The 25,268-nt window shown below is 70.5% G+C and carries 16 protein-coding genes; 11 read left to right on the top strand and 5 right to left on the bottom strand.

The window, feature by feature from the left end:
* Positions 1 to 200: 200 nt before the first annotated feature.
* The 4 genes from ACZ5PP_RS18030 (at position 201) to ACZ5PP_RS18015 (ending at position 6,556) form a co-directional block, all read left to right on the top strand.
* Positions 201 to 1,022 (top strand): NADPH-dependent oxidoreductase, encoded by an 822-nt coding sequence (locus ACZ5PP_RS18030; protein ID WP_004302484.1) that lies wholly within the window; start codon positions 201 to 203, stop codon positions 1,020 to 1,022.
* Positions 1,023 to 1,057: 35 nt separating this feature from the next.
* Positions 1,058 to 2,473 carry a hypothetical protein gene (locus ACZ5PP_RS18025; protein WP_004302485.1) on the top strand — a complete coding sequence of 472 codons (1,416 nt, stop codon included), beginning with the start codon at positions 1,058 to 1,060 and terminating at the stop codon, positions 2,471 to 2,473.
* Positions 2,474 to 2,664: 191 nt separating this feature from the next.
* Complete coding sequence (locus ACZ5PP_RS18020; RefSeq protein ID WP_464826424.1) at positions 2,665 to 5,379, top strand: cation-transporting P-type ATPase; 2,715 nt, start codon at positions 2,665 to 2,667, stop codon at positions 5,377 to 5,379.
* Between the two features lie 286 nt (positions 5,380 to 5,665).
* Entirely contained in the window at positions 5,666 to 6,556 is an 891-nt protein-coding gene (locus ACZ5PP_RS18015; RefSeq protein WP_012584898.1) for an ADP-polyphosphate phosphotransferase, read from the top strand.
* Positions 6,557 to 7,219: 663 nt separating this feature from the next.
* Here the strand turns inward: ACZ5PP_RS18015 and ACZ5PP_RS18010 are convergent.
* From ACZ5PP_RS18010 to ACZ5PP_RS17990, 5 genes are read right to left on the bottom strand one after another with little or no spacing between them, the layout of a single operon-like run.
* Positions 7,220 to 7,963: an ABC-type transport auxiliary lipoprotein family protein gene (locus ACZ5PP_RS18010; protein ID WP_012584897.1), complete on the bottom strand. Its 744-nt coding sequence runs from the start codon at positions 7,961 to 7,963 to the stop codon at positions 7,220 to 7,222.
* Entirely contained in the window at positions 7,960 to 8,901 is a 942-nt protein-coding gene (locus ACZ5PP_RS18005) for an MlaD family protein (protein ID WP_004326372.1), read from the bottom strand. The genes ACZ5PP_RS18010 and ACZ5PP_RS18005 overlap by 4 nt, the downstream gene beginning before the upstream one ends.
* Positions 8,874 to 9,713: an ABC transporter ATP-binding protein gene (locus ACZ5PP_RS18000; RefSeq protein ID WP_464826423.1), complete on the bottom strand. Its 840-nt coding sequence runs from the start codon at positions 9,711 to 9,713 to the stop codon at positions 8,874 to 8,876. Before ACZ5PP_RS18000 ends, ACZ5PP_RS18005 begins: the two co-directional genes overlap by 28 nt.
* Positions 9,710 to 10,867, bottom strand: a complete 1,158-nt coding sequence (locus tag ACZ5PP_RS17995) for an MlaE family ABC transporter permease (protein ID WP_012584895.1) — start codon at positions 10,865 to 10,867, stop codon at positions 9,710 to 9,712. The genes ACZ5PP_RS18000 and ACZ5PP_RS17995 overlap by 4 nt, the downstream gene beginning before the upstream one ends.
* A complete protein-coding gene (locus ACZ5PP_RS17990; protein ID WP_273423670.1) occupies positions 10,864 to 11,559 on the bottom strand; it encodes a TetR/AcrR family transcriptional regulator in 696 nt (231 codons plus the stop codon). Before ACZ5PP_RS17990 ends, ACZ5PP_RS17995 begins: the two co-directional genes overlap by 4 nt.
* A 235-nt stretch (positions 11,560 to 11,794) precedes the next feature.
* Between ACZ5PP_RS17990 and ACZ5PP_RS17985 the strand changes: the two genes are divergently transcribed.
* The 7 genes from ACZ5PP_RS17985 to ACZ5PP_RS17955 all read left to right on the top strand — a co-directional run bounded on the left by ACZ5PP_RS17985 (position 11,795) and on the right by ACZ5PP_RS17955 (position 25,161).
* Positions 11,795 to 12,862, top strand: a complete 1,068-nt coding sequence (locus tag ACZ5PP_RS17985) for an HlyD family secretion protein (RefSeq protein WP_082047669.1) — start codon at positions 11,795 to 11,797, stop codon at positions 12,860 to 12,862.
* Positions 12,859 to 15,843 carry a ribosome-associated ATPase/putative transporter RbbA gene (gene rbbA / locus ACZ5PP_RS17980; RefSeq protein ID WP_464826422.1) on the top strand — a complete coding sequence of 995 codons (2,985 nt, stop codon included), beginning with the start codon at positions 12,859 to 12,861 and terminating at the stop codon, positions 15,841 to 15,843. The genes ACZ5PP_RS17985 and rbbA overlap by 4 nt, the downstream gene beginning before the upstream one ends.
* A gap of 11 nt (positions 15,844 to 15,854) precedes the next feature.
* The gene (locus tag ACZ5PP_RS17975) at positions 15,855 to 17,093 is read left to right on the top strand and encodes an ABC transporter permease (RefSeq protein ID WP_004313697.1); all 1,239 of its coding nucleotides are present in this window, start codon (positions 15,855 to 15,857) and stop codon (positions 17,091 to 17,093) included.
* Between the two features lie 208 nt (positions 17,094 to 17,301).
* Positions 17,302 to 18,432, top strand: a complete 1,131-nt coding sequence (locus tag ACZ5PP_RS17970) for a response regulator (RefSeq protein ID WP_464826421.1) — start codon at positions 17,302 to 17,304, stop codon at positions 18,430 to 18,432.
* A gap of 19 nt (positions 18,433 to 18,451) precedes the next feature.
* On the top strand, positions 18,452 to 21,946 hold the full coding sequence (locus ACZ5PP_RS17965) for a PAS domain-containing hybrid sensor histidine kinase/response regulator (protein ID WP_464826420.1): 3,495 nt from the start codon (positions 18,452 to 18,454) through the stop codon (positions 21,944 to 21,946).
* Positions 21,947 to 21,972: 26 nt separating this feature from the next.
* The gene (locus ACZ5PP_RS17960) at positions 21,973 to 23,763 is read left to right on the top strand and encodes a PHA/PHB synthase family protein (protein WP_276661773.1); all 1,791 of its coding nucleotides are present in this window, start codon (positions 21,973 to 21,975) and stop codon (positions 23,761 to 23,763) included.
* Between the two features lie 429 nt (positions 23,764 to 24,192).
* Complete coding sequence (locus tag ACZ5PP_RS17955) at positions 24,193 to 25,161, top strand: D-2-hydroxyacid dehydrogenase (protein ID WP_004313705.1); 969 nt, start codon at positions 24,193 to 24,195, stop codon at positions 25,159 to 25,161.
* Positions 25,162 to 25,268 lie beyond the last annotated feature (107 nt).

The following is a 25,268-nucleotide window of genomic DNA, read 5'->3' as shown; positions in this document are numbered from 1 at the left end:
CCCGCTATTTTACGTTGACGTTAACGCAGCGCACCATTCTTGATCGAAATTATGTTTATGACCGGCAAAGTGCTTCACCCGCCCGATCGCCGCGGCAAGCGCCCTCGTCGCTCGCACCCGGGCTGCGGGGCGCCGCATCCACTGTCGATATACTTGCCGCTTGCGAGCGAGTATCGCCGCCGATCGTGCAAGGAGCAACCATGCCCCCCCCCTCTTCCCGCCTGCAAGCCCGCTACGGCCAGGAATCCATCCCCGCCGAGATCGCCCTCAACCCGCTCGTCGAGCACCTGCTCGACCACCGCTCGGTGCGCGCCTACCTGCCCGACCCGGTCACCGATGCCGAGCTCGCCGCGATCGTCGCCGCCGCGCAATCGGCGGCGAGTTCGTCCAACCTCAACGTGTGGAGCGTGGTCGCGGTGCGCGACGCCGATCGCCGCGCCAGGCTGGCCGAGCTCGCCGGCGACCAGGCCCACGTGCGCGAGGCGCCGCTGCAGCTCGTGTGGCTCGCCGACCTCGCCCGCCTGCGCCGCATCGCCACCGGCCTCGGGCGCCCGGCCGAGGGCCTGGACTACCTCGAGATGTTCCTCACCGGCGTCATCGACGCCGCGCTCGCCGCGCAGAACGGCGCGGCGGCGGCCGAATCGCTCGGCCTCGGCATGGTGTACATCGGCGGCATGCGCAACCACCCCGAAGAGGTCGCCGCGCTGCTCGGCCTGCCGCCCGGCGTGTTCGCGGTGTTCGGCATGTGCGTCGGCCGTCCCGATCCGGCGCGCCCGGCCGACATCAAGCCGCGCCCGCCGCAAGCGGTGGTGCTGCACCACGAACGCTACTCGCTCGACGCCCAGGACGCCGGCATCGCCGCCTACGACCGCGCGATGACGCGCTTCTACGCGGAGCAGAAGATGAACGTGCATGGCACCTGGAGCGTGCACTCGTCCAAGCGCATCGCCGGCCCCGAGACGCTCTCCGGCCGCCACCGCCTGGTCGAGGCGCTCCAGGCGCTCGGCTTCGCGCTCAAGTAATCCCCTCCCCTCCTGCCCGCAAAGAAGGATCCGCCATGCGCAAACGCGACACGACGCTGAGCACCGACCAGAAGGCGCTCGCCATCAACCTGGACAAGTACAAATACGGCTCCATCGTCGAGATCGGCGCAGGGCAGGAGGTGGCGCGCCGCTTCTTCCACGTCGGCGCCGCCGCCGGCACCATCGCCAAGACCATGTCGGCCTACGACATGGCGGTCAGCGACGACATCTACGGCCACGTCGACCGCTACGTCAGCCGTGCCCGCCTGCTGCAGATGCTCGACAAGGAGTTCACCCAGGTCGTCGCCCGCCTCGCCCACGTGCGGCCGAAGAACACCACCTTCTTCGCCTACGCCGCCACCGTCACCGCGCGCAGCTTCAAGCAGAAGAACGAATGCCACGGCTGGGTCGGCATCCGCCTGCAGCTGCACCCGGGCGCCGCGCCGAGCGACGTGGTCATGCACGTGCGCATGCTCGACAACGACAACGCGCTGCAGTCCGAGGCGCTCGGCATCCTCGGCGTCAACCTCATCCACGGCGCCTTCTTCCACCACGACCAGCCCGAGTGGGTGGTGGAAGGTCTCGCCGACGGGCTCGGCTCCGAGCGCATCGAGGTCGACCTGATCCACTTCTCCGGCCCGTATTTCGACGAAGTGGAAAACCGCCTGATGAACCTGCACCTGATCCGCAGCTGGCTCACGCGCGCGGTGGTCTTCAACCCGCAGGGCGAGGTGGTGGTGCCGGGCGAGCTCCTCTACCGCAAGCCGGTGATGGTGATGCGCGGCAGCTTCAAGCCGGTGACCCTGGTGAATGTGGACATGATGGCCGCCGGCCTGCGCCAGTTCAGCCAGCTCGCCGCGGTCGACGACAAGGAGATCGTCTCGCTCGCCGAGATCACCATGAACTCGCTGATCAGCGGCGACAACGTGGACGGCGCCGACTTCCTCGCCCGCATCGATCTGCTCGCCTCGCAGGGCTACACGGTGATGATCTCGGACTATGTGCGCTTCTTCCGCCTGCGCGCCTACCTGCGCCGCTACACCCAGAAGCCGATCGGGATCGTGCTGTCGGTGCGCGACTTCGCCTTCCTGTTCGACGAGAAATACTACGAAGGCCTGGAGGGCGGCATCCTCGAGGCCTTCGGCAAGCTTTTCCCGGACAACACCCACGTCTATGTGTATCCGTCCCGCCCGCGCGGCACCGACGCCTCGGCCACGGTGACGCTCGACAACGTGGCCGTCCCCGCCAACCTGCGCCACCTGCTCGCCCACCTCAAGGAAAACGACAAGCTGGTGGCGGTGCAGCCGCACGACGACACCCACCTGCACATCGACATCGGTGAGGTGCTCACCGGCCTGCGCCGCGGCCGCGGCGAGTGGGAGACCGACGTGCCCGAGGCGGTTGCGCAACGCATCATCGAAGGCCGCCTGCTCGGCTACGATACCGAGTGAGCGGCCCTGTGCACGCCCCCACGACTCCGGACCCTGCAGCACGCGGGGTCTTTTTTTGAACTTCGGCGGGAGCGACGGTCTGTATTAATGCAGCGCAACATCCGCGCCGCAGGCTTGCACAAGCCTCTTGCTTTCGATCGCGCGCGCGGCATCCTGCGCACAGCGCATCCGCACCGGCACGGAGCACGGACATGAGCCCGCGAACCGCCCAGCTTTCCCCCATCGAGAACGCCCACGCCCGCGCGGCCGACGAGGTCCTCGCAGCGCTGGACAGCAGCCCGACGGGCCTCTCTGCGGACGAGGCCGCACGACGTCTCGCCGAGATCGGCCCCAACCGCCTGCCCGAGCCGCCCCGGGACGGCGTGGTCAAGCGCTTCTTCAAGCATTTCAACGACGTGCTGATCTACGTGCTGCTCGGCGCCGCCGCGATCACGGCGAGCCTCGGCCACTGGATCGACACCGGCGTCATCCTCGGCGTGGTGGTCATCAACGCCATCATCGGCTTCATTCAGGAAGGCAAGGCCGAGGAGGCGCTTGCAGGCATCCGCAAGATGCTGTCCCTGCGTGCCGAGGCCTGCCGCGACGGACACTGGAGCGCGGTGGACGCCGACGGCCTGGTGCCCGGCGACATCGTGCGCCTGCGCTCGGGCGACCGCGTGCCCGCCGACGTGCGCCTGATCGAGGCCACCAACCTGCGCATCGAGGAGTCCGCGCTCACCGGCGAGTCGGTCCCCGCCGACAAGAACACCGCCGCGGTCGAGGCCGCCGCCGGCGTCGGCGACCGCTTCGGCATGGCCTATTCGGGCACCCTGGTCGCCGCCGGGCGGGGCATCGGCGTGGCCGTCGCCACCGGGCCCGACACCGAGCTCGGCCGCATCGACCGCCTGATCGCCGAGGTGCAGCCCCTGCAGACCCCGCTCACCCGGCAGATGGCGCAGTTCAGCAAGATCCTGTCGGTGCTCATCGTCGGCCTGGCGCTGCTCATGCTGGGCGTCGGCCTCGCAGTGCACGAGCAGCCGCTGGCCGAGGTCTTCCTCGCCGCGATCGGCTTCGCGGTCGCGGCCATCCCCGAAGGCCTGCCCGCCATCCTCACCATCACGCTCGCGCTCGGCGTACAGCGCATGGCGCGGCGCAACGCGATCACGCGCAAGCTCACCGCGGTCGAGGCGCTCGGCTCGGTCACGGTGATCTGCTCGGACAAGACCGGCACGCTGACGAAGAACGAGATGACCGTGCGCCACGTCCTCACCCGCGGCGGCTTCTACGAGGTCAGCGGCACCGGCTACCGCCCCGAGGGCGAGATCACCCTCGAAGGCAAGGTCGCCAGCCTGGCGCACCACGACCACCTGCACGCGCTGATCGAGGTCGTCGCGGTCGCCAACGACACCCACGTCGCCGAAGAGGACGGCCAGTGGAAGGTCACCGGCGAGCCCACCGAGGGCGCGCTGCGCACGCTCGCGCACAAGGCCGGCTTCGACGCCGGCGCGCACCAGCGCCACGACAGCATCCCCTTCGAGTCGGCCAACAAGTTCATGGCCACGCTCGACACCGCCCCCTGCGGGCAGCGCCGCATCCTGCTGAAAGGCGCGCCCGACCGCCTGCTCGAGCGCTGCCGCCACGAGCTCGGCGCCGACGGCGAGCTCGTGGCGCTCGACCGTGCCTTCTGGGAGGAGCGCATCGACGCGCTGAGCGGCGAAGGCCTGCGCGTGCTCGCCGCCGCCGCGCGCGACGTTCCCGACAGCAAGGACGCGCTCGTCATCGAGGACCTGCAGGAGGACATGGTCTTCCTCGGCCTCATCGGCATCATCGACCCGCCGCGCCCGGAAGCGATCGCGGCGATCCGCTCCTGCCACGAAGCCGGCATCCGCGTGAAGATGATCACCGGCGACCACGCCGGCACCGCGCGCGCAATCGGCATCGAGATGGGCCTGGGCACGGCCGACGCGCTGAAGGTGATCACCGGCGCCGAGATCGAGGCCGCCAGCGACGAGGAACTGCAGCGGATCGCCCACGACTGCGACCTCTTCGCGCGCACCAGCCCCGAGCACAAGCTGCGCCTGGTCGAGGCCCTGCAGGCGCGCGGCGAGGTGGTGGCAATGACCGGCGACGGGGTCAACGACGCCCCCGCGCTCAAGCGCGCCGACGTCGGCGTGGCGATGGGCATCAAGGGCACCGAGGCCACCAAGGAGGCCGCCGAGATCGTGCTCGCCGACGACAACTTCTCCACCATCGAGCGCGCCGTCGAGGAAGGTCGCACGATCTACGACAACCTGCGCAAGGCCATCCTCTTCATCCTGCCCACCAACGGCGCCCAGGGCTTCGTGATGCTCGCCGCGGTGGTGCTCGGCCTCACCCTGCCGCTGACCCCGGTGCAGATCCTGTGGGTGAACATGGTGGTGGCGGTCACGCTGGCGCTTGCGCTCGCCTTCGAGCCCGCCGAGCCGGGCGTCATGCAGCGCCCGCCGCGGCGCCCCGGCGCGCCGATCATGGACGGCGCGATGCTGTGGCGGGTGGGCTTCGTGTCGCTGCTGATCGGCGGCGCCACCATCGTCTCGTTCGAGTATTCGCTGCTGCAGGGCATGGAACTGCAGGCCGCGCGCACGATGGCGGTCAACACCCTGGTGGTCGCGCAGGCCTGGTACCTCTTCAACAGCCGCTTCCTCACCGCCCCCAGCCTCTCGCCCGCGCGCCTGTTCACCAACCCGGCGGCGCAGGTCTCGGTGCTGGTCCTGGCCCTGCTGCAGCTCGGCTTCGTCTACCTGCCCTTCATGAACACCTGGTTCGGCACCACCCCGCTCGCGCTCGAATACTGGCTGCCCCCGCTCGCGATCGGCGCGCTGGTCTTCCTCGTGATCGAGGCCGAGAAGGCGCTGCAGCGGCGATACGGGGCGCGCAAGAGCGGCTGAGCGGGCGCCTCGCCAGGCGCCGATCGCGACTTGCGTCGCTCCTGCAGAACCGACACATCCTCGGATCGCCTGCAGGAGCGACGCAAGCGACTTCGCCGCGTGCCGCGTTCGACTTCTCCCGCGCGGGGCTCCTCTGCGGGTGGTCGCGCCGAGCCTCCCCGTGCAGCTCCGGTGCGGGCCGCTCGCGCCACGACTCGCGCGCATCCGGTGCATGACGTCGGCCGCAAGGAGGCGGACAATGTCCCGCACGCCCGCTTCGGCCCACCCCAACCAGACGGAGCATCCGATGAGCAAGCACAAACCGATCGACATCGCCGAGTTTCGCGTCGAGGGCGGCAAGAAGGTCGACCTCGCCGACTGGCCGACCAAGGTCCGCGCCGTCTACGACTCGAAGAGCGACTACGAGGAGCGCCTGGACGCCGGCACCGAGCGCCTGGCCGAGCTGCAGGAGATGCTCTACGCCCACGACCGCTACTCGCTGCTGGTGATCTTCCAGGCCATGGACGCGGCCGGCAAGGACGGCGCCATCCGCCACGTCATGTCGGGCATCAACCCGCAGGGCTGCCAGGTGTTCAGCTTCAAGCACCCGAGCCCCACCGAGCTCGACCACGACTTCCTGTGGCGCACCCACGTCGCGCTGCCCGAGCGCGGCCGCATCGGCATCTTCAACCGCTCGTACTACGAGGAGGTGCTGATCGTGCGCGTGCTCCCCGAGATCCTGCGCGGCCAGCAGCTGCCCGACGAGACCCTGGCCGCGCGCGACTTCTGGGGCGAACGCTTCCGCTCCATAGTCGACGCCGAGGCCCACCTGCACCGCAACGGCACGCGCATCGTCAAGATTTTCCTGCACCTTTCGAAGGACGAGCAGCGCGACCGCCTGATCGCCCGCATCGACGAGGAAGACAAGAACTGGAAGTTCGACGAAGGCGACATCGAGCAGCGCAAGCACTGGGACAAGTACATGGCCGCCTACGCCGACTGCCTGCGCGCCACCAGCACGCCCGATTGCCCATGGTACGTGGTGCCGGCCGACGACAAGAAGAACGCCCGCCTGATCGTCTCGCAGATCCTGGTCGACACCCTCGCGGGGCTCGACCTGCACTACCCCGAGACCAGTCCGGCACGGCGCGAGAAGCTCCTCGAGATCCGCCGCCAGCTCGAAGCCGGCGAGGTCTGACTTCGCCGGCCTCCGGATGCACCACGACGTCTTGTGGGAGCGACGCGTTGTGCTGCGTTCCGGCCGCGTTACCCTTTGACGCGTCCGGATGCACCACGACGTCTTGTGGGAGCGACGCGAGTCGCGATTGCAGCCTGCGGGAGTCGTGGCGCGGACCGAAGTGCCGCGGTCGCGACTTGCGTCGCTCCCACAAAAGACCGCGCACTGCCGTCGCCGCGACGCCCACCCCGGGCCGTGACAGCGATCGATCTCCCGTGGGAGCGACGCGAGCCGCGATCCCTGCGCCGGAGATCCGCTCGGCGGTCCGTCGTGCGCCGCATCGCGACTGGCGTCGCGCCTGTCGCCCCCGGGCGCGGCGGTTTCTCGTGGGAGCGACGCGAGTCGCGACTGCAGCCTGCGGGAGTCGTGGCGCGGACGGAAGCGCCGCGATCGCGACTTGCGTCGCTCCCACAAAAGACCGCGCACCGCCGTCGCCGCGACGCCCACCCCGGGCCGTGACAGCGATCGATCTCCCATGGGAGCGACGCGAGCCGCGATCCCTGCGCCGGAGATCCGCTCGGCGGTCCGTCGTGCGCCGCATCGCGACCGGCGTCGCGCCCGTCGCCCCTTAGGCGCGGCGGTTTCTTGTGGGAGCGACGCGAGTCGCGATCCGACGCTCCGGGCTCAGCGCACCGCCGCAGCCTCGCGCACGGTCCACTCCACCACCTCGGCCGACAGGCGGTCGGCGGCGGCGCCGAAGGCCTGGACGACGGCCGGCACGGCGGGGTCCGCGGTGGGCTGGCGCTGCTCGAAGGTCCGGCTGGCGACGATGCGGCGGCTGGCGGTGTGCACCAGGCGCGCGTCGAGGCGCAGCACCGCCTCGGGGCGGCCGCCACGGTATTCGCTCTGGAAGGCGCGCAGGTCGCTGTCGAGCTCGAAATCGGCATGCAGCTGGCGCTCGTCGCTGCTCAACGCACCCACCCGGCCGTCGGCGCGGAAGGCTTCGAGCAGGCGGTCGCGCAGCAGCGCGGGCGCCGGATCGCTCCAGCCCGCGCCCTGGTAGACACTCACCCGGTTGCCCTCCGGCATCACCACGATGCGTTGGCCGGCCAGATGCACGCCGGCGGCCGGACGCACGACGCGCAGCGACCACGGCAGCGCGCGGGCGGCTGCGGAGGCGGACGGGGCGCCGCCCGCGGGAGTGGACGTCGCCGCAGGGCTGGCGATGGGGTTGCCCGGGGACATGTTCGCCGAAGCACCGGGCGCGCCCGTCGACACCGGCAGCACATACACGTCGAGCGGCGCGGCCTCGGGCAGCACGCTGCAGGCCGGCAGCAGCGCGATCACGCACAGCGCCGCCGCGGCGAACGCCCGACGCGGGCGCGCGGGGCCGGCGCCGCGGCGCGGAAGGAAGGACGACGATCTCACGGGGTGAACTCCTTGGTCGGTTCGAGGCCGAGCAGGTAGTCGGCGGGACGGCTCTCGAGCTGGCGGGTGATGATGCGCAGCGAAGCCAGCGTGGTGCGCAGCTCCGCCACCGCGGGGCCGATCTCGGCCAGGCCGCGCATGCCGCCGTCGAGCGGCGCGCGGTTGTCGGCGATCAGGCGGTCGACCGTGCCCATCGCGCGCTCGAAGGCCCGCATCGCGTCGCGTGCGCTGTCCAGGGTCTGCGTGCCCTGCACCTCCACCAGCCTGTTGGCCGAGCCGAGCATGCGGGCAGCCTCGGCGAGCGCAGTGCTGGCGTCGCGGCTGGCCTGGGTGACCTCGCGCAACGCGGCGTTGAGGTCCTCGCGCTGCGCGGCGAGCGCGCCGGTGGCCAGCTCCAGGTTGCCCAGCGTGCGCCCGAACGAGGCCACGTTGTCGGCCGAGAGCAGCTCGCGCGCCTGCACCAGCAGGTCGTTCACGTTGGTGATCGCGTCCTCGCCGTCGGCGAGCAGGCGGCTCAGCGGCGAAGGCGCGGCGATGATGCGCGCCACCTCGTCGCCCTTGGACACCAGGGGCGTGCTCGCCGGATCCTCGCCGCTGGTCAGGCGGATCATGGTCAAGCCGGTGATGCCGGCAGGCACCAGGCGGGCGCGGGTGTCGCTGCGCACCGGCGCGGCGCTGTCCACGCGCACGCGGGCGATGACGCGGCGCGCATCGGCGGGATCGAGGCGCAGGCTGACCACGTCGCCGATCTTGATGCCGTTGAACTCCACCGTGCCACCCTTGGACAGGCCGGAGACCGCCTCCTGGAAGACGATGTCGTACACCTCGAACTGGCGGTCGGCGTCGCTCTTGCCCAGCCACAGCGCGAACATCAGCGCGGCGCCGACGACGAGCACGGTGAAGAGGCCGATCAGCACATGATGGGCGCGGGTTTCCATGTCAGTTGTTCTCCGATGCAGCGGGCACGGCCTGCGCGGCCGCGCGGGCCGTGGAAGTATTCGCGGATCCAGGCGTCGTCGGTGGCGGCGACCTCGTCCAGACCGGCGTTGACCAGCACCTTCTTCTGCGCCAGCACGGCGACGCGGTCGGTGATGGTGTAGATGGTGTCGAGGTCGTGGGTGACGATGAACACCGTGAGCCCGAGCGCGTCGCGCAGGGTGAGGATGAGCTGGTCGAAGGCCGCGGCGCCGATCGGGTCGAGGCCGGCGGTGGGTTCGTCGAGGAAGAGGATGTCGGGGTCGAGCGCGAGCGCGCGCGCCAGCGCCGCACGCTTGACCATGCCGCCCGACAGATCCGACGGAAACTTGTCGCCGGCGAGCGCCGGCAGTCCGGCGAGCGCGATCTTGAGCGCCGCCAGCTCCGCCGCCTCGCGGCGCGACATCCCGGCGTGCTCGATCAACGGCAGCGCCACGTTCTCGGCCACGGTCAGCGACGAGAACAGCGCGCCCTTCTGGAACAGCACGCCGAAGCGGCGCTCGACCTGCTTGCGGCGCGCGTCGGGCAGGCTCAGCAGGTCCTCGCCGAACACATGCACGCTGCCCGCGCGCGGCCGGTTGAGGCCGACGATGGTGCGCAGCAGCACCGACTTGCCCGTGCCCGAGCCGCCCACCACGCTGAGGATCTCGCCGCGGCGCACGTCGAGGTCGAGCTGGTCGTGCACCACCTGGGCGCCGAACTGGTTGCGCACGCCGCGCACCTCGACGATGTTGTCGCGCGGATCGGATGCGGCGCTCGCCAGCCCCGCCGTCACCACCCCATCTCCATGCAGAACAGCGCCGCGATCGCATCCACCACGATCACCACGAAGATCGACTGCACCACGGCCGAAGTGGTGTGCTCGCCCACCGACTGCGCGCTGCCCTGCACGCGGAAGCCTTCCAGGCAGCCGATCACCGCGATCAGGAAGGCGAAGATCGGCGCCTTGGCCATGCCGACCCAGAAGTGGATGAGCCCGACGTTGTCCTCGATGCGCGACAGGAACAGCACCGGCGAGATATCCAGCGTCATCGCCGACACCAGCATGCCGCCGACGATGCCCGCGATCATCGCCACGAAGGTCAGGATGGGCAGCGCGACCAGCAGCGCATACACGCGCGGCAGCACCAGCAGCTCGACCGGATCGAGGCCGAGCACGCGGATCGCGTCGATCTCCTCGTTGGCGCGCATCGAGCCGATCTGCGCGGTGAAGGAGCTCGCCGTGCGGCCGGCGACGATGATCGCGGTGAGCAGCACGCCGAACTCGCGCAGGAACGAGTAGGCCACCAGGTCGACCGTGAAGATGCTGGCGCCGAAGTTCTGCAGCACCGTGGCGCCGAGGAAGGCGACCACCGCGCCGACCAGGAAGGTCAGCAGCGCGATGATCGGCACCGCGTCGAGGCCGGTGCGCTCGAGGTTGGCGACCAGCGCGGTCACGCGCCAGCGCCGCGGCTGCACGCTCACGCGCAGCGCAGTCTCCAGGATCAGGCCGATGAAGCCGGTGAGCGCGCTCACGTGGCGCCAGAACACCAGCATGGTGTGGCCGATGTGGGCGAGCACGTCGCCGAGCGCGTAGCCCTCGTCCGCGGCAGGGCGCTCCTCGCGGCCTTCGATCGCATCGGCCACGGCCTTCAGCAGCGCGCGCCGCTCGCGGCTCAGCGCACCCTCGTCGGCAAGCAGGGCGGCGACGCGCTCGCCGCCGAGCAAGCCGTGCAGCAGGCGTGCGCCCGCGGTGTCGAGGGTGCCGAGCTCGGCCAGCTCGACCCGCGTCGCGGCGTCGATGCGGCCACGCAGCGCATCGGCCTGGCGGCGCAGCGCGGCATGGTGGGCGAGCGTCCAGTCGCCGCGCAGGCGCAGGACCGCGGCAACGCCGTCTCCGGCCAGCAGGGCCTCGCCCGCGCGGGCTTCGTGCCGCGGCGCCGCGCTCATCGTCCTTCCTCCGCGGTATCGGATGCGTCCGCATCGGCTTCGCCGCGCGCGAGGCGGGCGAACAGGCCGTCCATGAATTCGCGCTGCAGGCGCGCGAGGTCGATCTCGCCACCGCTCATGCGCGCCAGCACCGGCGCCGCCGCCACCGCGTACGAGATCGCCCCGAACACGAAGGTCTGCAGCGCGAGCGCACTGCGCATGCGGAAGATCCCCGCGTCGATCGCTTCCTGCCACAGCGGCAGGAAGACGGCATGCACCGGCTCGACCACGCGCGCGACGAGTTCGTCCAGGCGCTCGCCCGGGTCGGTCATCTGGCGCATCACGAAGCGCATCGCCTGCGGCTGGCGCACCGCCTGCACGAACATCGCCTCCACGGCGGCCACGACGCGCCGCTCGATCGGCCCCGCCGCGGGAGAGAGCATGTCGAGGGCGGCCAGGTCGGCGCGCACCTGCGCCTCGATGCGGTCCACCACCGCGGCCCACAGTTCGGCCTTGGAGCCGAAATAGTGCGCCACCATCGACACGTCGCAGCCCGCGCTCGCCGCGATCGCGCGCAGCCCCGCCGCCTCGAAGCCCTGCGCCCCGAAAGCGTCGAGGGCAGCGTCGAGCAGGCGTGCACGATAGTTCGCGTCCGGACCGCGCGGACGGCCACGGCCGCGCACGGTACGGGCGTGTTCGGCAAGATCGGACATGCTGGAAAAGGAGAAGGAATCGAGGCGGGATGGTACAACATGCATCGAGTCGGTTCCGGTCGAATCTCTCCGGCGGCCACGCCGGCTGGCCCGAATCGGGCGGCACGAAAGGCGAGGTCGCACCCGTTCCCACCGCAGATGAGCAAATGAAAGACCTGACCCCAGCTTGACTCCTTATCCAACAAGTGTTGAAATACTACGAACACATCGCAGAGCTCCGCCCGAGGAGAATCTCATGAGCATGAAACGATCCGGCCGGTTGGCCTGGTTGGGCGCCGGTGTCCTCGTCCTGGCCGCGGCCGGCGCCTGGCAGTTCCTGCGCCCCGCTCCGGACGACGGCAGCTTCGTGCGCGGCAACGGCCGCATCGAGGCCACCGAGGTCGATGTCGCCGCCAAGGCGCCCGGGCGGGTGGACGCGATCCTGGTTAACGAAGGCGACTTCGTCACGCGCGACGACGTGATCGCGCGCATGGACGTCAAGTCCCTGCAGGCCCAGCTCGCGCAGGCGCGTGCCGAAGTCGCCAACGCCCACAGCGCCCGCGAGACCGCGCGCGCCCAGGTCGCCCAGCGCCAGGCCGACGTGACCATGGCCGAGGCGGTGCTGGTGCAGGGCCGCGCCGAATACGACGTCGCCCGCCGCACCGCGGCGCGCTCGCAGGCGCTGCTGAACGATCGTGCCACTTCCGCGCAGAAGGCCGACGACGATGCCGCCCGTGCGCGCACCGCCGAGGCCAGCATCCACGTCGCCGAGGCCCGCATCGTCGCCGCCCGCGCCGGCGTGCGCGCCGCCGAGGCCCAGGTGCAGCAGGCCGAGGCCGCGATCCGCGCCGCCGAGGCGGTGGTCGCCCGCCTCGAGACCGAGATCGCCGACGGCGAGCTGCGCGCCCCGCGCAGTGGCCGCGTGCAGTACCGCGTGGTGCAGCCGGGCGAGGTGGTGGGCGGTGGCGGCAAGGTGGTGAGCCTGGTCGACGTCGGCGATGTCTACATGACCTTCTTCCTGCCCGAGATGGCCGCCGGCCGCGTGGCCCTCGGCAGCGAGGTGCGCATCGTGCTCGACGCCGCGCAGGCCTTCGTGATCCCGGCCAGGGTGTCCTACGTCGCCAGCGTCGCCCAGTTCACGCCCAAGACCGTCGAAACGCAGAGCGAGCGCCAGAAGATGGTCTTCCGCGTCAAGGCACGCATCGACCCCGAACTCCTCGCCAGGTACCCCGAACAGGTCAAGACCGGCCTGCCCGGCATGGCCCACCTGCGCCTGGACGCGCAGCGCGAGTGGCCGCCCGCGCTGCAGCCGAGGCTGCCGTGAGCACTCGACGGGACGGCACGAACGGCACGCGGGCCGCCTTGCCCGGCGCCTCGGACACACCCTCCGCCCGACCGGACAGCGCATCGCCCGCACCGGCCGCAACCGCCCTGCCACCGGTCGTCCGCCTCGTCGATGTCCACCACCGCTACGGCGACACGCGTGCCGCCGACGCGCTCACGCTCGACCTCCCCGCCGGCTGCATGGTCGGCTTCATCGGCCCCGACGGCGTGGGCAAGTCCACCTGGCTCGGCCTCGTCGCCGGCGCGCGCAGGATCCAGCGCGGCACCGTCGAGGTGCTCGGCGGCGACATGGCGGACGCCCGCCACCGCGCGCGCGTCTGCCCGCGCATCGCCTACATGCCGCAGGGCCTGGGCAAGAACCTCTACCCCACCCTGTCGGTGTTCGAGAACATCGACTTCTTCGGCCGTCTGTTCGGCCAGTCCGCAGCCGAGCGCCGGCGCCGCATCGACACGCTGCTCGCCGCGACCGGCATGGCCGCCTTCGCCGACCGCCCCGCCAACAAGCTCTCCGGCGGCATGAAGCAGAAGCTCGGTCTGTGTTGCGCGCTCATCCACGACCCCGACCTGCTCATCCTCGACGAGCCCACCACCGGCGTCGATCCGCTGTCGCGCCGGCAGTTCTGGGAGCTCATCGCGCGCATCCGCGCCGACCGCCCGGGCATGAGCGTGCTGATCGCCACCGCCTACATGGAAGAGGCCGAGGGCTACGACTGGCTGGTGGCGGTGGACGCCGGCCGCGTGCTCGCCACCGGCACGCCCGCCGAGCTGCGCGCGGCCGGCGGCGCCGACACCCTGGAGGAGGCCTTCATCGCCCTGCTGCCCGAAGCGCGCCGGCGCGAACATCGCCGGCTGGAGATCCCGCCGATCGAGACCGGCGCGGTGGTCATCGAGGCGCGCGGCCTGCAGATGCGCTTCGGCGACTTCGTCGCGGTGGATGACGTGAATCTGCAGGTGCGCCGCGGCGAGATCTTCGGCTTCCTCGGCTCCAACGGCTGCGGCAAGTCCACAACCATGAAGATGCTCACCGGCCTGCTCGAACCGAGCGCCGGCGAGGCGCTGCTGCTCGGGCGCAGGCTGGACGCGACCAACATCGAGACGCGCCGCCGCGTGGGCTACATGTCGCAGTCCTTCTCGCTCTACGGCGAACTCTCGGTGCGCCAGAACCTCGACCTGCACGCGCGCCTCTTCCACCTGCCCGCGGACGAGGCCGCCTCCCGCATCGCCGAGCTCGCGCGCCGCTTCGACCTCGCCCCGGTGATGGACATCCAGCCCGACGCCCTGCCGCTCGGCCTCCGCCAGCGCCTGCAGCTCGCGGTGGCGGTGCTGCACCGGCCCGACGTGCTGATCCTCGACGAGCCCACCTCGGGCGTCGATCCGGTCGCGCGCGACCATTTCTGGGCGCTGATCGCCGACCTGTCGAGGAAGGACGGCGTGACCATCTTCATCACCACCCACTTCATGAACGAGGCCCAGCGCTGCGACCGCATCTCGCTGATGCACGCGGGGCGCATCCTCGCCAGCGACACCCCGGCCGCCCTCGCCGCCGCGCGCGGCTGCGAGGGCCTGGAGGACGCGTTCATCTCGTATCTGGAAGAGGCGAGCGGCGTCGCACCGCCCTCCGCGACGGCGCCTGCTGCAACGCCCGATCGCGACTTGCGTCGCTCCTACAAACCCATCACACCCCCGGAGCCGCGACGTGGGAGCGACGCAAGTCGCGATTCAGGCGATGCCGACGCGACGGCGCGCGTTGCAGGCACCGAAGCGAGCACGCCGATTCCGGGCACCGGAATCGCGACTCGCGTCGCTCCCACATCCCGGCCCGCCGATCGCCTCGCCCGCTTCAGCCTCGCCCGCCTGGCGAGCTTCTCGGCGCGCGAGGCCACCGAGCTGCGCCGCGATCCGGTGCGGCTCACGCTGGCGCTGCTGGGCAGCCTGGTGCTGATGCTGGTGATGGGCTACGGCATCACCATGGACGTCGAGGACCTGCACTACGCGGTGCTCGACCACGACCGCAGTGTCGGCAGCCAGAGCTACACCCTGCGCATCGCCGGCTCGCGCTATTTCCTCGAACAGGCGCCGCTCGAGGGCCACGCCGACCTCGACGCGCGCATGCGTGCCGGCAAGCTGGCGATGGCGATCGAGATCCCGCCCGGCTTCGGCCGCGACCTCGCGCGCGGCCACGCGCCGCAGGTGGCGGTGTGGCTGGACGGCTCGATGCCGCTGCGCGCCGAGCTTGCGCGCGCCTACGTCGGCGGCGTGCACGCACAGACCCTCGCCGACGTGATCGCCGAATCCGGCGCCGGCCCGGTGCGCGCGCTCGCCAGCGTCGAGCCGCGCTACCGCTACAACCCCGAGCTGCTCAGCCTGGTGTCGATGGTGCCCAAGGTGATCCCGCTGCTGCTGGTCTTCATCCCCGCCATGCTCACCGCGCTCGGCGTGGTGCGCGAGAAGGAGCTCGGCTCCATCCTCAACGTCTACACCACCCCGGTGACCCGGCTCGAGTTCCTGCTCGGCAAGCAGCTGCCCTACATCGCGCTGTCGATGTTCAACTTCGCGCTGCTCTTCGTGCTCGCGGTCACGCTCTTCCAGGTGCCGTTCAAGGGCAGCTTCCTCGCGCTCGCCACCGGTGCGCTGCTCTACGTCACCGCCACCACCGGCCTGGGCCTGCTCGCCTCCACGCTCACCAACAGCCAGATCGCCGCACTCGCCGGCACCTCGATCGGGACCCTGCTGCCGGCGATCCAGTTCTCCGGGCTGATGGACCCGGTGAGCGCGCTCGAAGGCGGCGGCTACTGGATCGGCGCGATCTACCCCACCACCCACTTCCTCACCATCGCCAGCGGCACCTTCTCCAAGGCGCTCGGCTTCGCCGACCTCGCCGGCGCCTTCGTGCCGCTCGCGCTCGCGATCCCCGTGCTCACGCTGCTGTCGGCGCTGCTGCTGAAGAAGCAGGCCAAGTGAGACCCGCCACCATGGTCCGCCATCCCATCCCCCGGCACCCGCCAGGCCCGCCTGGCCCGCCAGACGCACCAAACGCGCCGAGCCGGCCCGGCCCGCCGAACCACACGGGCCACGCGACTCGCACCACCCACCTGCGCAACACCTGGAACCTCGGCCTCAAGGAGTTCCGCAGCCTGTCGCGCGACCTCGCGATGGTCTTCCTGATCGTGTTCATGTTCAGCGCCTCGATCTACGCCGACGCGCGCGCCAAGCCGGAGAGCCTGTCGCGCGCCGCGATCGCGGTGGTGGACGAGGACGGCTCCCAGCTCTCCGGCCGCATCGTCGCCGCACTGCAGCCACCGCAGTTCCTGCCGCCCGAGCACGTCGGCCTCGCCGACATGGACCGCGGCCTCGACGCCGGCCGCCACACCTTCGTGCTCGACATCCCGCCGAACTTCCAGCGCGACGTGCTCGCCGGACGCAGCCCGGCGCTGCAGCTCAACATCGACGCCACCCGCCAGGGCCAGGCGCAGACCGGCGCGGCCTACATCCAGAACATCCTCGCCGACGAGGTGCGCGCCTTCGTGCAGCGCATGCGCGCCCCGGCGCCGCAGCCGGTCGAGCTCGTGCCGCGCGCGATGTTCAACCCCAACCTCGAGGCGAGCTGGTTCGCCGCGATCAACGCGATCATCAACAACGTCACCATGCTCGGCATCCTGCTCACCGGCGCCGCACTGATCCGCGAGCGCGAGCACGGCACCATCGAGCACCTGCTGGTGATGCCGGTCACCCCCCTCGAGATCATGCTGTCGAAGATCTGGTCGATGGGCGTGGTGGTGCTGGTGGCCTCGTCCTTCTCGCTGCAGGTGATGGTGAAGGGCGTGCTCGGCATCGACGTGGCCGGGTCGGCGCTGCTCTTCGGCGCCGGCACCCTGCTCTACCTCTTCGCCGCCGCCTCGATCGGCATCTACATGGGCACGATCGCACGCTCGATGCCGCAGTTCGGGCTGATGTCCATCCTGATCCTGCTGCCGCTGCAGATCCTCTCCGGCGGCGTGACCCCGCGCGAGAGCATGCCCGAGGCCATCCAGACCATCATGGGGCTGGCGCCGACCACGCACTACGTGTCGCTCGCGCAGTCGATCCTCTTCCGCGGCGCCGGACTGGACGTGGTGTGGCCGGCCTTCGCGATGGTGGCGGCGATCGGCGCGGTCTTCCTGGCGCTGGCGCACCATCGCCTGCGCCACACGATCGGGACGATGCAGGGCTGAACTCCGCCACGACCACGCCCGCAAGGGCGCCGCGGCACGCCGCCGGGGCGGTCGATCGCGCTCGACCGAGAACTAAGCCGCGGCACCCCGAAAGGAATTTTCGATAAAGTTGAATGTGACGTTTTCTTCTTTATTGATATTTAGGCGCAGGTATCCGACTCCCCGACCCGAGTACAATCGGCCACGCCTAACCCGCGGAATCCAGGCCATGCCCGCCGACAGCAGCACACGAAGCACCGTCCTCATCGTCGATGACACGCCCGAGAACCTCACCATCCTCGGCGAGACGCTGCGCCCGCACTATCGTGTCCGCGCCGCCATCTCGGGAGAGCGCGCACTGCATGCGGTCACCATCGGCGCGCTGCCCGACGTGATCCTGCTCGACGTCATGATGCCGGACATGGACGGCTACCAGGTGCTGCAGGCCCTCAAGGCCGACGCGGCGACGCGCGACATCCCGGTCATCTTCGTCACCGCGATGGACTCGGTGGAGGGCGAGACGCACGGCCTCGCCCTCGGCGCGGTGGATTACATCACCAAGCCGTTCAATCCCGACATCGTGCTTGCACGGGTACGCACCCACATCGAGCTTGCCAAGGCGCGCGAGCGCCTGCACGACGAGAACGCATGGCTCGAACGCGAAGTCGCCCGCCGCACGAACGAGAACGCGCTGATCCGCGACCTCAGCCTCTCCGCGCTCGCCTGCCTTGCCGAAGTGCGCGACATCGAAACCGGCCACCACATCCTGCGCACGCAGTCCTTCGTCGAGCTTCTCGCCCACCATCTGGCCGGGCACCCCGACTACCGCGCGGCGCTCGCAGGCGAGCGCCTCGAGATCATCGTGCGCAGCGCCCCCCTGCACGACATCGGCAAGGTCGGCATCCCGGACTCGATCCTCCTCAAGCCGGGGCGCCTGACGTCCGCAGAATTCGAGATCATGAAGAAACATCCGGTGATCGGCGCGGATGCGATCACCCGCGCCATGGCGCAGGCGGCAAACAGCCGGAGCGGAGACGGGGCCTTGCCGGGGGGCGCTTTCGCGTTCATGGAAACCGCACGCGAGATCGCGCTCAGCCATCACGAGAAATGGGATGGCAGCGGCTACCCCGCAGGCCTGCAAGGCCGCCAGATTCCCGTTTCCGCGCGCCTCATGGCGCTCGCCGACGTCTTCGACGCACTGAGCTCGCGGCGCGTTTACAAGGAACCGTTGGCGCCGGAGGACGTGACCCGGATCATCGTCGCCGAACGCGGCCGCCACTTCGACCCGGTCATCGTGGACGCATTCCTTGAATTGCGCCCCGCCTTCGCCGAGGTCGCACAACGCTTCGCCGAGGCCTGAGCGGCCGGGAGCCTCGCCCATGATCAACGTCGTGTCGCGCGATCGGCTGCGCAACCTCGCCGACTTCCTGCTGCCGGTCCTGCTGATGGCGGCGATCCTGAGCGCGACCAGCCTTCTGGGCCATGTACGCCTGAAGGACGCCACCGCGGACATCGAGCGCGAAACCCATCTCCGTCTCGAGCAGATCGCCGCGGTGGACGAGGTCGGCGACTTGCTTGGTCGCATCCATGCCGAACTGCACCGCATCGTCATGCCGGGCGTGGCCCCTGGCCCGGATCCGGCCGCGCAGGCGCTTGCTGCACTGTGGCTCGACAACCAGCTCGCCGCACTCGAGAGCCGCTTCGATGCGATCGGCGTCTGGTCGACCGCCCAAGCGTCGCATGCGCAAGCCAAGGCGAGCCTGCAATCCTATCGGACCCTCGTGCTGCCCCTGCTCGCAACCGATGCACGCGAGCCGCGGGCCGCCGCACTCGACCTCGCCGACGCCGATCGGCTCCACAACGCGCTCGTCCGCCACACCGAAGAACTGGCGATTGCGGTGACGGCCGACGCAGCCGAGAAGAACGCCGACGCGATCCACATCATCCAGCGCCGGCTCGACCAGAGCCTGAGCACGAGCCTGACCGTGATCGTGCTTACGCTCCTGCTCGCCTTCACCCTGGCGAAGCGGCTCGCCAATGACCGCAACACACTGGCCGATGCGCTGCGCAGGATGGCGCAGGACCAACTCGAAGCGGAACACTACGAGGCGCTCACCCGACTGGCGGCGAAAAAAGGCGACCGTCTCGGCGAACTGGCGCAGGCCCTGCTCGGTTTCCGTGAAACCCGCCTCGCCCAGAAGGACGACGAGACCCTGATGAAGGCGGTGATCGAGCAGGCGCCATGCGCGATCGAGCTGGTCGACCCGGTGACGCTGCGCTTTCTCCGGGCCAACGCCTACTCGCGACAGGCACTCGGCTACACCGAAGCCGAGCTGCGCCAGCGCAGCGTCATGGACATCCAGGCCGAGCTCCAGCCGGCCCAGCTCGAGGCCCTGGCCCGGGACATCGTTGCCCGGCGCAGCGCGAATTTCGAGACGGTCCACCGCGCATCCGACGGCAGGCTGCTCGAGGCCAGGGTGCACATCCGGGTGATCCGCCTGCACGGCCAGGACTACCTGCTCGGCATCTGGCAGGACGTGTCGGCCGAACACCAGGCCTTGCAGGCCTTGAAGAAATTCTCCATGGCGATCGAGCAGAGCCCCAACGCGGTCCTCATCACCGACACCGAGGCCCGCATCGAATACGTGAATGATGCCTTTCTGAACACCAGCGGCTACACGCGCGCAGAGGTGATCGGTCGCAACCCGCGCCTGCTCAAGTCGGACAAGACCCCCGCGGAGGTGTATGCCCAACTCTGGGACGCTCTCGTCAAGGGAGAGCCCTGGCGCGGCGAGCTGGTCAACCGGCGCAAGGACGGTGGCGAATACATCGAGCAGGCGCAGATCTCGCCCATCCGCCAGCCCGACGGGCGCATCACGCACTACCTCGCGATCAAGCAGGACATCACCGAAAAGCGCCGCATGCTCGAGGAGCTGGAGCACCACCGCCACCACCTCGAACAGCTCGTCGCCGAACGCTCCGCCGCGCTTCACACCGCACTCGACGCCGCCGAGGTCGCCAACCGCACCAAGAGCGAGTTCCTCGCCAACATGAGCCACGAGATCCGCACGCCGCTGAACGCGATCATCGGACTCGGCCACCTGCTCGCCAGGGATCTGCGCGAGGACGAACAGAAGGCCCGGCTGGAGAAGATCATCACCGCGGCCCGGCACCTGCTGCAGATCATCAACGACATCCTCGACCTGTCGAAGATCGAGGCCGGGCGGCTGGATCTCGAAGCGAATGACTTCGACCCCGGGGCGATGCTCGAGGGCACGCTGGAACTGGTGCGCGAGCAAGCCGAGCAGAAGGGCCTGCAGCTCTCGCTCGACCTCGACATGCTGCCCTACAGGGTGCGCGGCGACGCGCTGCGCCTTGGCCAGATCGTGCTCAACTTCGCCAGCAACGCGGTGAAGTTCACGCCACACGGGAGCGTGGCGATCCGCGGCCGCGTGCTGTCCACCACGGGGGAGCAGTCGATCGTGCGCTTCGAGGTCGCCGACACCGGCATCGGCGTGGATGCGAGCCAGTGCGAGCGCATGTTCCAGCCTTTCGAGCAGGCCGATCCGTCCACCACACGCAAGTACGGCGGCACCGGCCTCGGCCTGGCGATCTCGCGCCGCCTGACCGAACTCATGGGCGGCAGGATCGGCGTCGACAGCACGCTGGGCAAGGGCAGCACCTTCTGGGTCGAGGTGCCGCTGCAGTTGCGCCCCGCCAGCGCGGGCCGGCAACCGAGCGCAGCCGCCGGCGCCCCCCCCTGCGCCGAACACGACCGGCTGTGCGGGCGGCGCATCCTCCTCGCCGAAGACAACCCCGTCAACCGCGAGGTCGCCGTCGCCATCCTGCGTGGGACCGGAGCGGTGATCGATACCGCGGAGAACGGACAGGAGGCGGTCGACATGGCAAGCACCACCCGCTACGACCTCATCCTCATGGACATGCAGATGCCGGTCATGGACGGCATCACCGCCACCCGCCTCCTGCGCAGCCGCGACGAGCTGCGCAAGCTGCCCATCCTGGCGATGACCGCCAACGCCTTCGCAGAGGATCGCCAGCGCTGCATCGACGCGGGGATGAACGACCACATCACCAAGCCGGTCGAGCCGCAGGCCCTGTGCGAGAAGATCTGGCGCTGGCTTCCCACCGACGCCCCGGCCGCCGACCTGCCCACCCCGCCGGCAGTCCAGGCGGGCGAGGAACCCGTGGATGACGATCCCCTCGCCCCCCTCGCGGGGCTCCACGAGCTCGATGTCGCGACAGGTCTGCAGTACGTCCTCGACGACCGGGAGATCTACCTCGGGCTGTTGCGCCTGTTCGCGGAGAGCGACTACGGCAAGCTCCTGCAGGAATCGATCGACGCGGGTGATGCCGTCGCCCTGCGCCGCGCCGCCCACTCGATCAAGGGCGGTGCGGCCACGATCGGCGCGACCGCACTGAGCCTTGCCGCCGCCGAGCTGGAAGCCCGGGTGGTCAGTGGCCTGGCGGACGAGGCACAATCCATGCAGGCCGGTCCGCTGCATGAAGCCGCGAGCGCGCTGGCCGCTCGCACCACCCGTTTCTGCGCAGACCTGGAGGCGGCGACACGCGAAGCCGCAGCCGACGCAGCGTCCGCTCCGGAGCGATCCGACGAGGACTGCGTCGAAGCGGCGCCGGCACGGATCGCGGAGATCGTCGCCACCGTCGAGCACCAGCTCACCCTCGGCGACATCGCGGTGCGCGAACTGCTCGAAGCCCACCGCGGGCTGCTGCGAAACGTTCTCGGCGAGCGCTTCGCGCACTTCGAGGAGCGCATCGGCAACTTCGATTTCGAAACCGCCCTCGACGACCTGCGGGCGGCCGACGCAGCGCGCAAGGACACGCAAGCCCGCTGAACCGGATGCATGGAGGCAAGTACAGGATGAACCCGCCCAGCAAACGCGCGACCCCGCCCACTCACGCCGGTCGCTTCGCCGAGCCCTTCGCCCCGCCACCGCCGCGCAACCCGCTCGATCGCCGGGTGCACGCGGCGATCGCGCGCGCCACCGCCTCGGTGTCGCCGATCGCGCTGCTGCTCGCGACGGTGGACTGGGCCGGCCACCTCGCGGTCTCGCCGGGCAAGCGCATGGAGCTCGCCGACCTCGGCATCGCGCAGATGCGCCGCCTGCTGCGCTACGCACAGCAGCTCGCCATCGCCCCGGCGGGCAGCGCCGCGCACGAGTGCATCGAGCCGCCCGCGCAGGACCGCCGCTTCCAGGCGCCCGAGTGGCACGCCTGGCCCTTCAACCTGATGCACCAGTCCTTCCTGCTCGGCCAGGAATGGTGGGACGCCGCCACCCACGGCGTGGCCGGCGTCTCGCGCCATCACGAGCAGGTCGTCGCCTTCGCCGCGCGCCAGCTGCTCGACATGTTCTCGCCGGGCAACTTCCTGCCCACCAACCCGGTAGTGCTGCGCCAGACCCTGGCGAGCGGCGGCATGAACCTCGCGCGCGGCGCCGTCCACGCCGTCGAGGACTTCGAGCGCCTCGTCGGCGGCGCCCCGCCGGCCGGCGCCGAGGACTTCGTCGTCGGCCGCGACGTCGCGGTCACCCCGGGCAAGGTGGTGCTGCGCAACCGCCTCATCGAGCTCATCCAGTACGCGCCCGCCACCGCCGACGTGTACGCCGAGCCGGTGCTGATCGTGCCGGCCTGGATCATGAAGTACTACATCCTCGACCTCTCGCCGCACAACTCGCTGGTGCGCTACCTGGTCGAGCGCGGCCACACCGTGTTCTGCATCTCGTGGAAGAACCCCGGGACGGACGAGCGCGAGCTCGACATGGACGACTACCTGCAGCTCGGCTTCTTCGCCGCGCTCGACGCGATCAATGCCATCGTCCCCGGGCAGAAGGTGCACGCCACCGGCTACTGCCTCGGCGGCACCCTGCTGGCGATCGCCGCGGCGGCGATGGACCGCGACGGCGATGCGCGCCTCGGCTCGATGACGCTGTTCACCGCGCAGACCGACTTCACCGAACCGGGCGAGCTCGCGCTCTTCATCGACGACAGCGAGGTCAGCCTGCTCGAGGCGCAGATGGAGGAGACCGGCTTCCTCACCGCCGGCCAGATGGCGGGCGCGTTCCAGATCCTGCGCTCCAACGACCTGCTGTGGTCGCGCGTCGTCGGCGAATACCTCATGGGCGAGCGCACGCCGATGAACGACCTCATGGCCTGGAACGCCGACGCCACGCGCATGCCCGCGCGCATGCACAGCCAGTACCTGCGCCGGCTCTTCCTCAACGACGACCTCAGCGAGGGGCGCTACCCGGTGGGCGGCAAGCCGGTGGCGCTGTCCGACATCGAGCTGCCGGTGTTCTGCGTCGCCACCCTCACCGACCACGTCGCGCCCTGGCGCTCGGTGTACAAGCTGCACTACCTGGTGCCGACCGAGATCAGCTTCGTGCTCACCAGCGGCGGCCACAACGCCGGCATCGTCAGCGAGCCCGGCCGCCCGCGGCGCAGCTTCCGCATGCACACCCGCCCCGCGGGCGGCAACTACGTCCCGCCGGACGACTGGCTCGAGCGCACGCCCGAGCAGGAAGGCTCGTGGTGGCCGGCCTGGAGCGACTGGCTCGCCGCGCGCAGCGGCGCGCGTGTGGCGCCGCCGGCGATCGGTGCCCCAGACTATCCCGCGCTCGACGACGCGCCGGGCTGCTACGTGCATGAGAAGTGAACGGACGATGCGGGCAGCTTGACCGCGCCGCCGATGCGACCTCCCCCGCCGCGCCCCGCACAACCCGCTACGCCCGCGGCGGGATGCAGGAGCGGGTGTAGGAGCGGGTGTGGGAGCGGGTGTGGGAGCGGGTGTGGGAGCGGGTGTGGGAGCGGGTGTGGGAGCGGGTGTAGGAGCGACGCAAGTCGCGATTCCCGCCCGCCTCGATCCGCCTGCGCCCAGCGCAGCGCTGCCGCCTTGATCGCGACTTGCGTCGCTCCCACAGCCACCCCGAGCGCCGCGGTCCTGCTGCGCGAGCGCCGCGTTCTTGCCGTCGGAGCGCCGCGGTCTTCCTGTGGGAGCGACGCAAGTCGCGATTCCACCTCTCCGCACCGCCCCCTCCCCATCGCCCGCCCCGGCGATCCGCTTCGTTCCCCCACAGAGCCCCCCATGGAAAAGATCGTCTTCCTCGACCGCGCCACGCTCGCGCCGCAGATCCGCCTGCGCCGTCCGTCCTTCGCCCACGACTACGCCGAACACGCGCGCACCGCCCCCGCCGAGGTCGTCGAACGCCTCGCCGGCGCCACCATCGCGATCCTCAACAAGGTCCGCCTCGACGCCGCGGCGATCGCGCAACTGCCCGCGCTGCGCCTGGTCGCGGTCGCCGCCACCGGCACCGACTGCGTCGACAAGGCCGCCTGCGCGGCGCGCGGGATCGCGGTGTGCAACATCCGCGGCTACGCGCGCGACACCGTGCCCGAGCACGTCTTCGCGCTCCTGCTCGCGCTGCGCCGCCAGCTCATCCCCTACCGCGACGACGTGCTCGCCGGCGAATGGCAGCGCGCCGGGCAGTTCTGCTTCTTCAACCACCCCATCCACGACCTCGCCGGTACCCGGCTCGGCATCGTCGGCGCCGGCGACCTCGGCCAGCGCGTGGCGGCGATCGCGCGCGCCTTCGGCATGGAGCCGGTGTTCGCCGCGCGCAAGGGCGAACGCCCCGGCGACGACAGCTACCTGGCCTGGGACGAGGTGCTCGCGACCAGCGACGTCATCAGCCTGCACTGTCCGCTCACCGAGGCCACCCGCGGCCTCGTCGGCCTGCCCGAATTCCGCGCGATGGCGCGGCGTCCCCTGCTGATCAACACCGCGCGCGGCGGCATCGTGGATGAGCACGCCCTCGTGCAGGCGCTCGACGAGGGCCTGATCTCCGGCGCCGGCTTCGACGTCACCGACGGCGAACCGCCCGCGCCCGACAGCCCGCTGATGCGCATCGCCGCCCGCCCGAACGTCCTCCTCACCCCGCACATCGCCTGGGCCTCGGATGAAGCGCAGCAGGCGCTGGCCGATCAGCTGGTCGATGTCATCGAAAAATTTGTTGCTGGCCAGCCGAAGAATCTCGTCTCCGGCGGGTTTGCGTAGGCGCGACGCGAGTCGCGATCCTGCGATCGATCAATCGCGGCGCGGATCCCGCGCGCTGCGATCGCGACTTGCGTCGCTCCCACAGAACCGCCAGCGCCCGGAGCGGA

The sequence above is a fragment of the Thauera sp. DNT-1 genome, from assembly GCF_055393985.1.
This window is presented reverse-complemented; position numbering and strand designations above follow the sequence as displayed.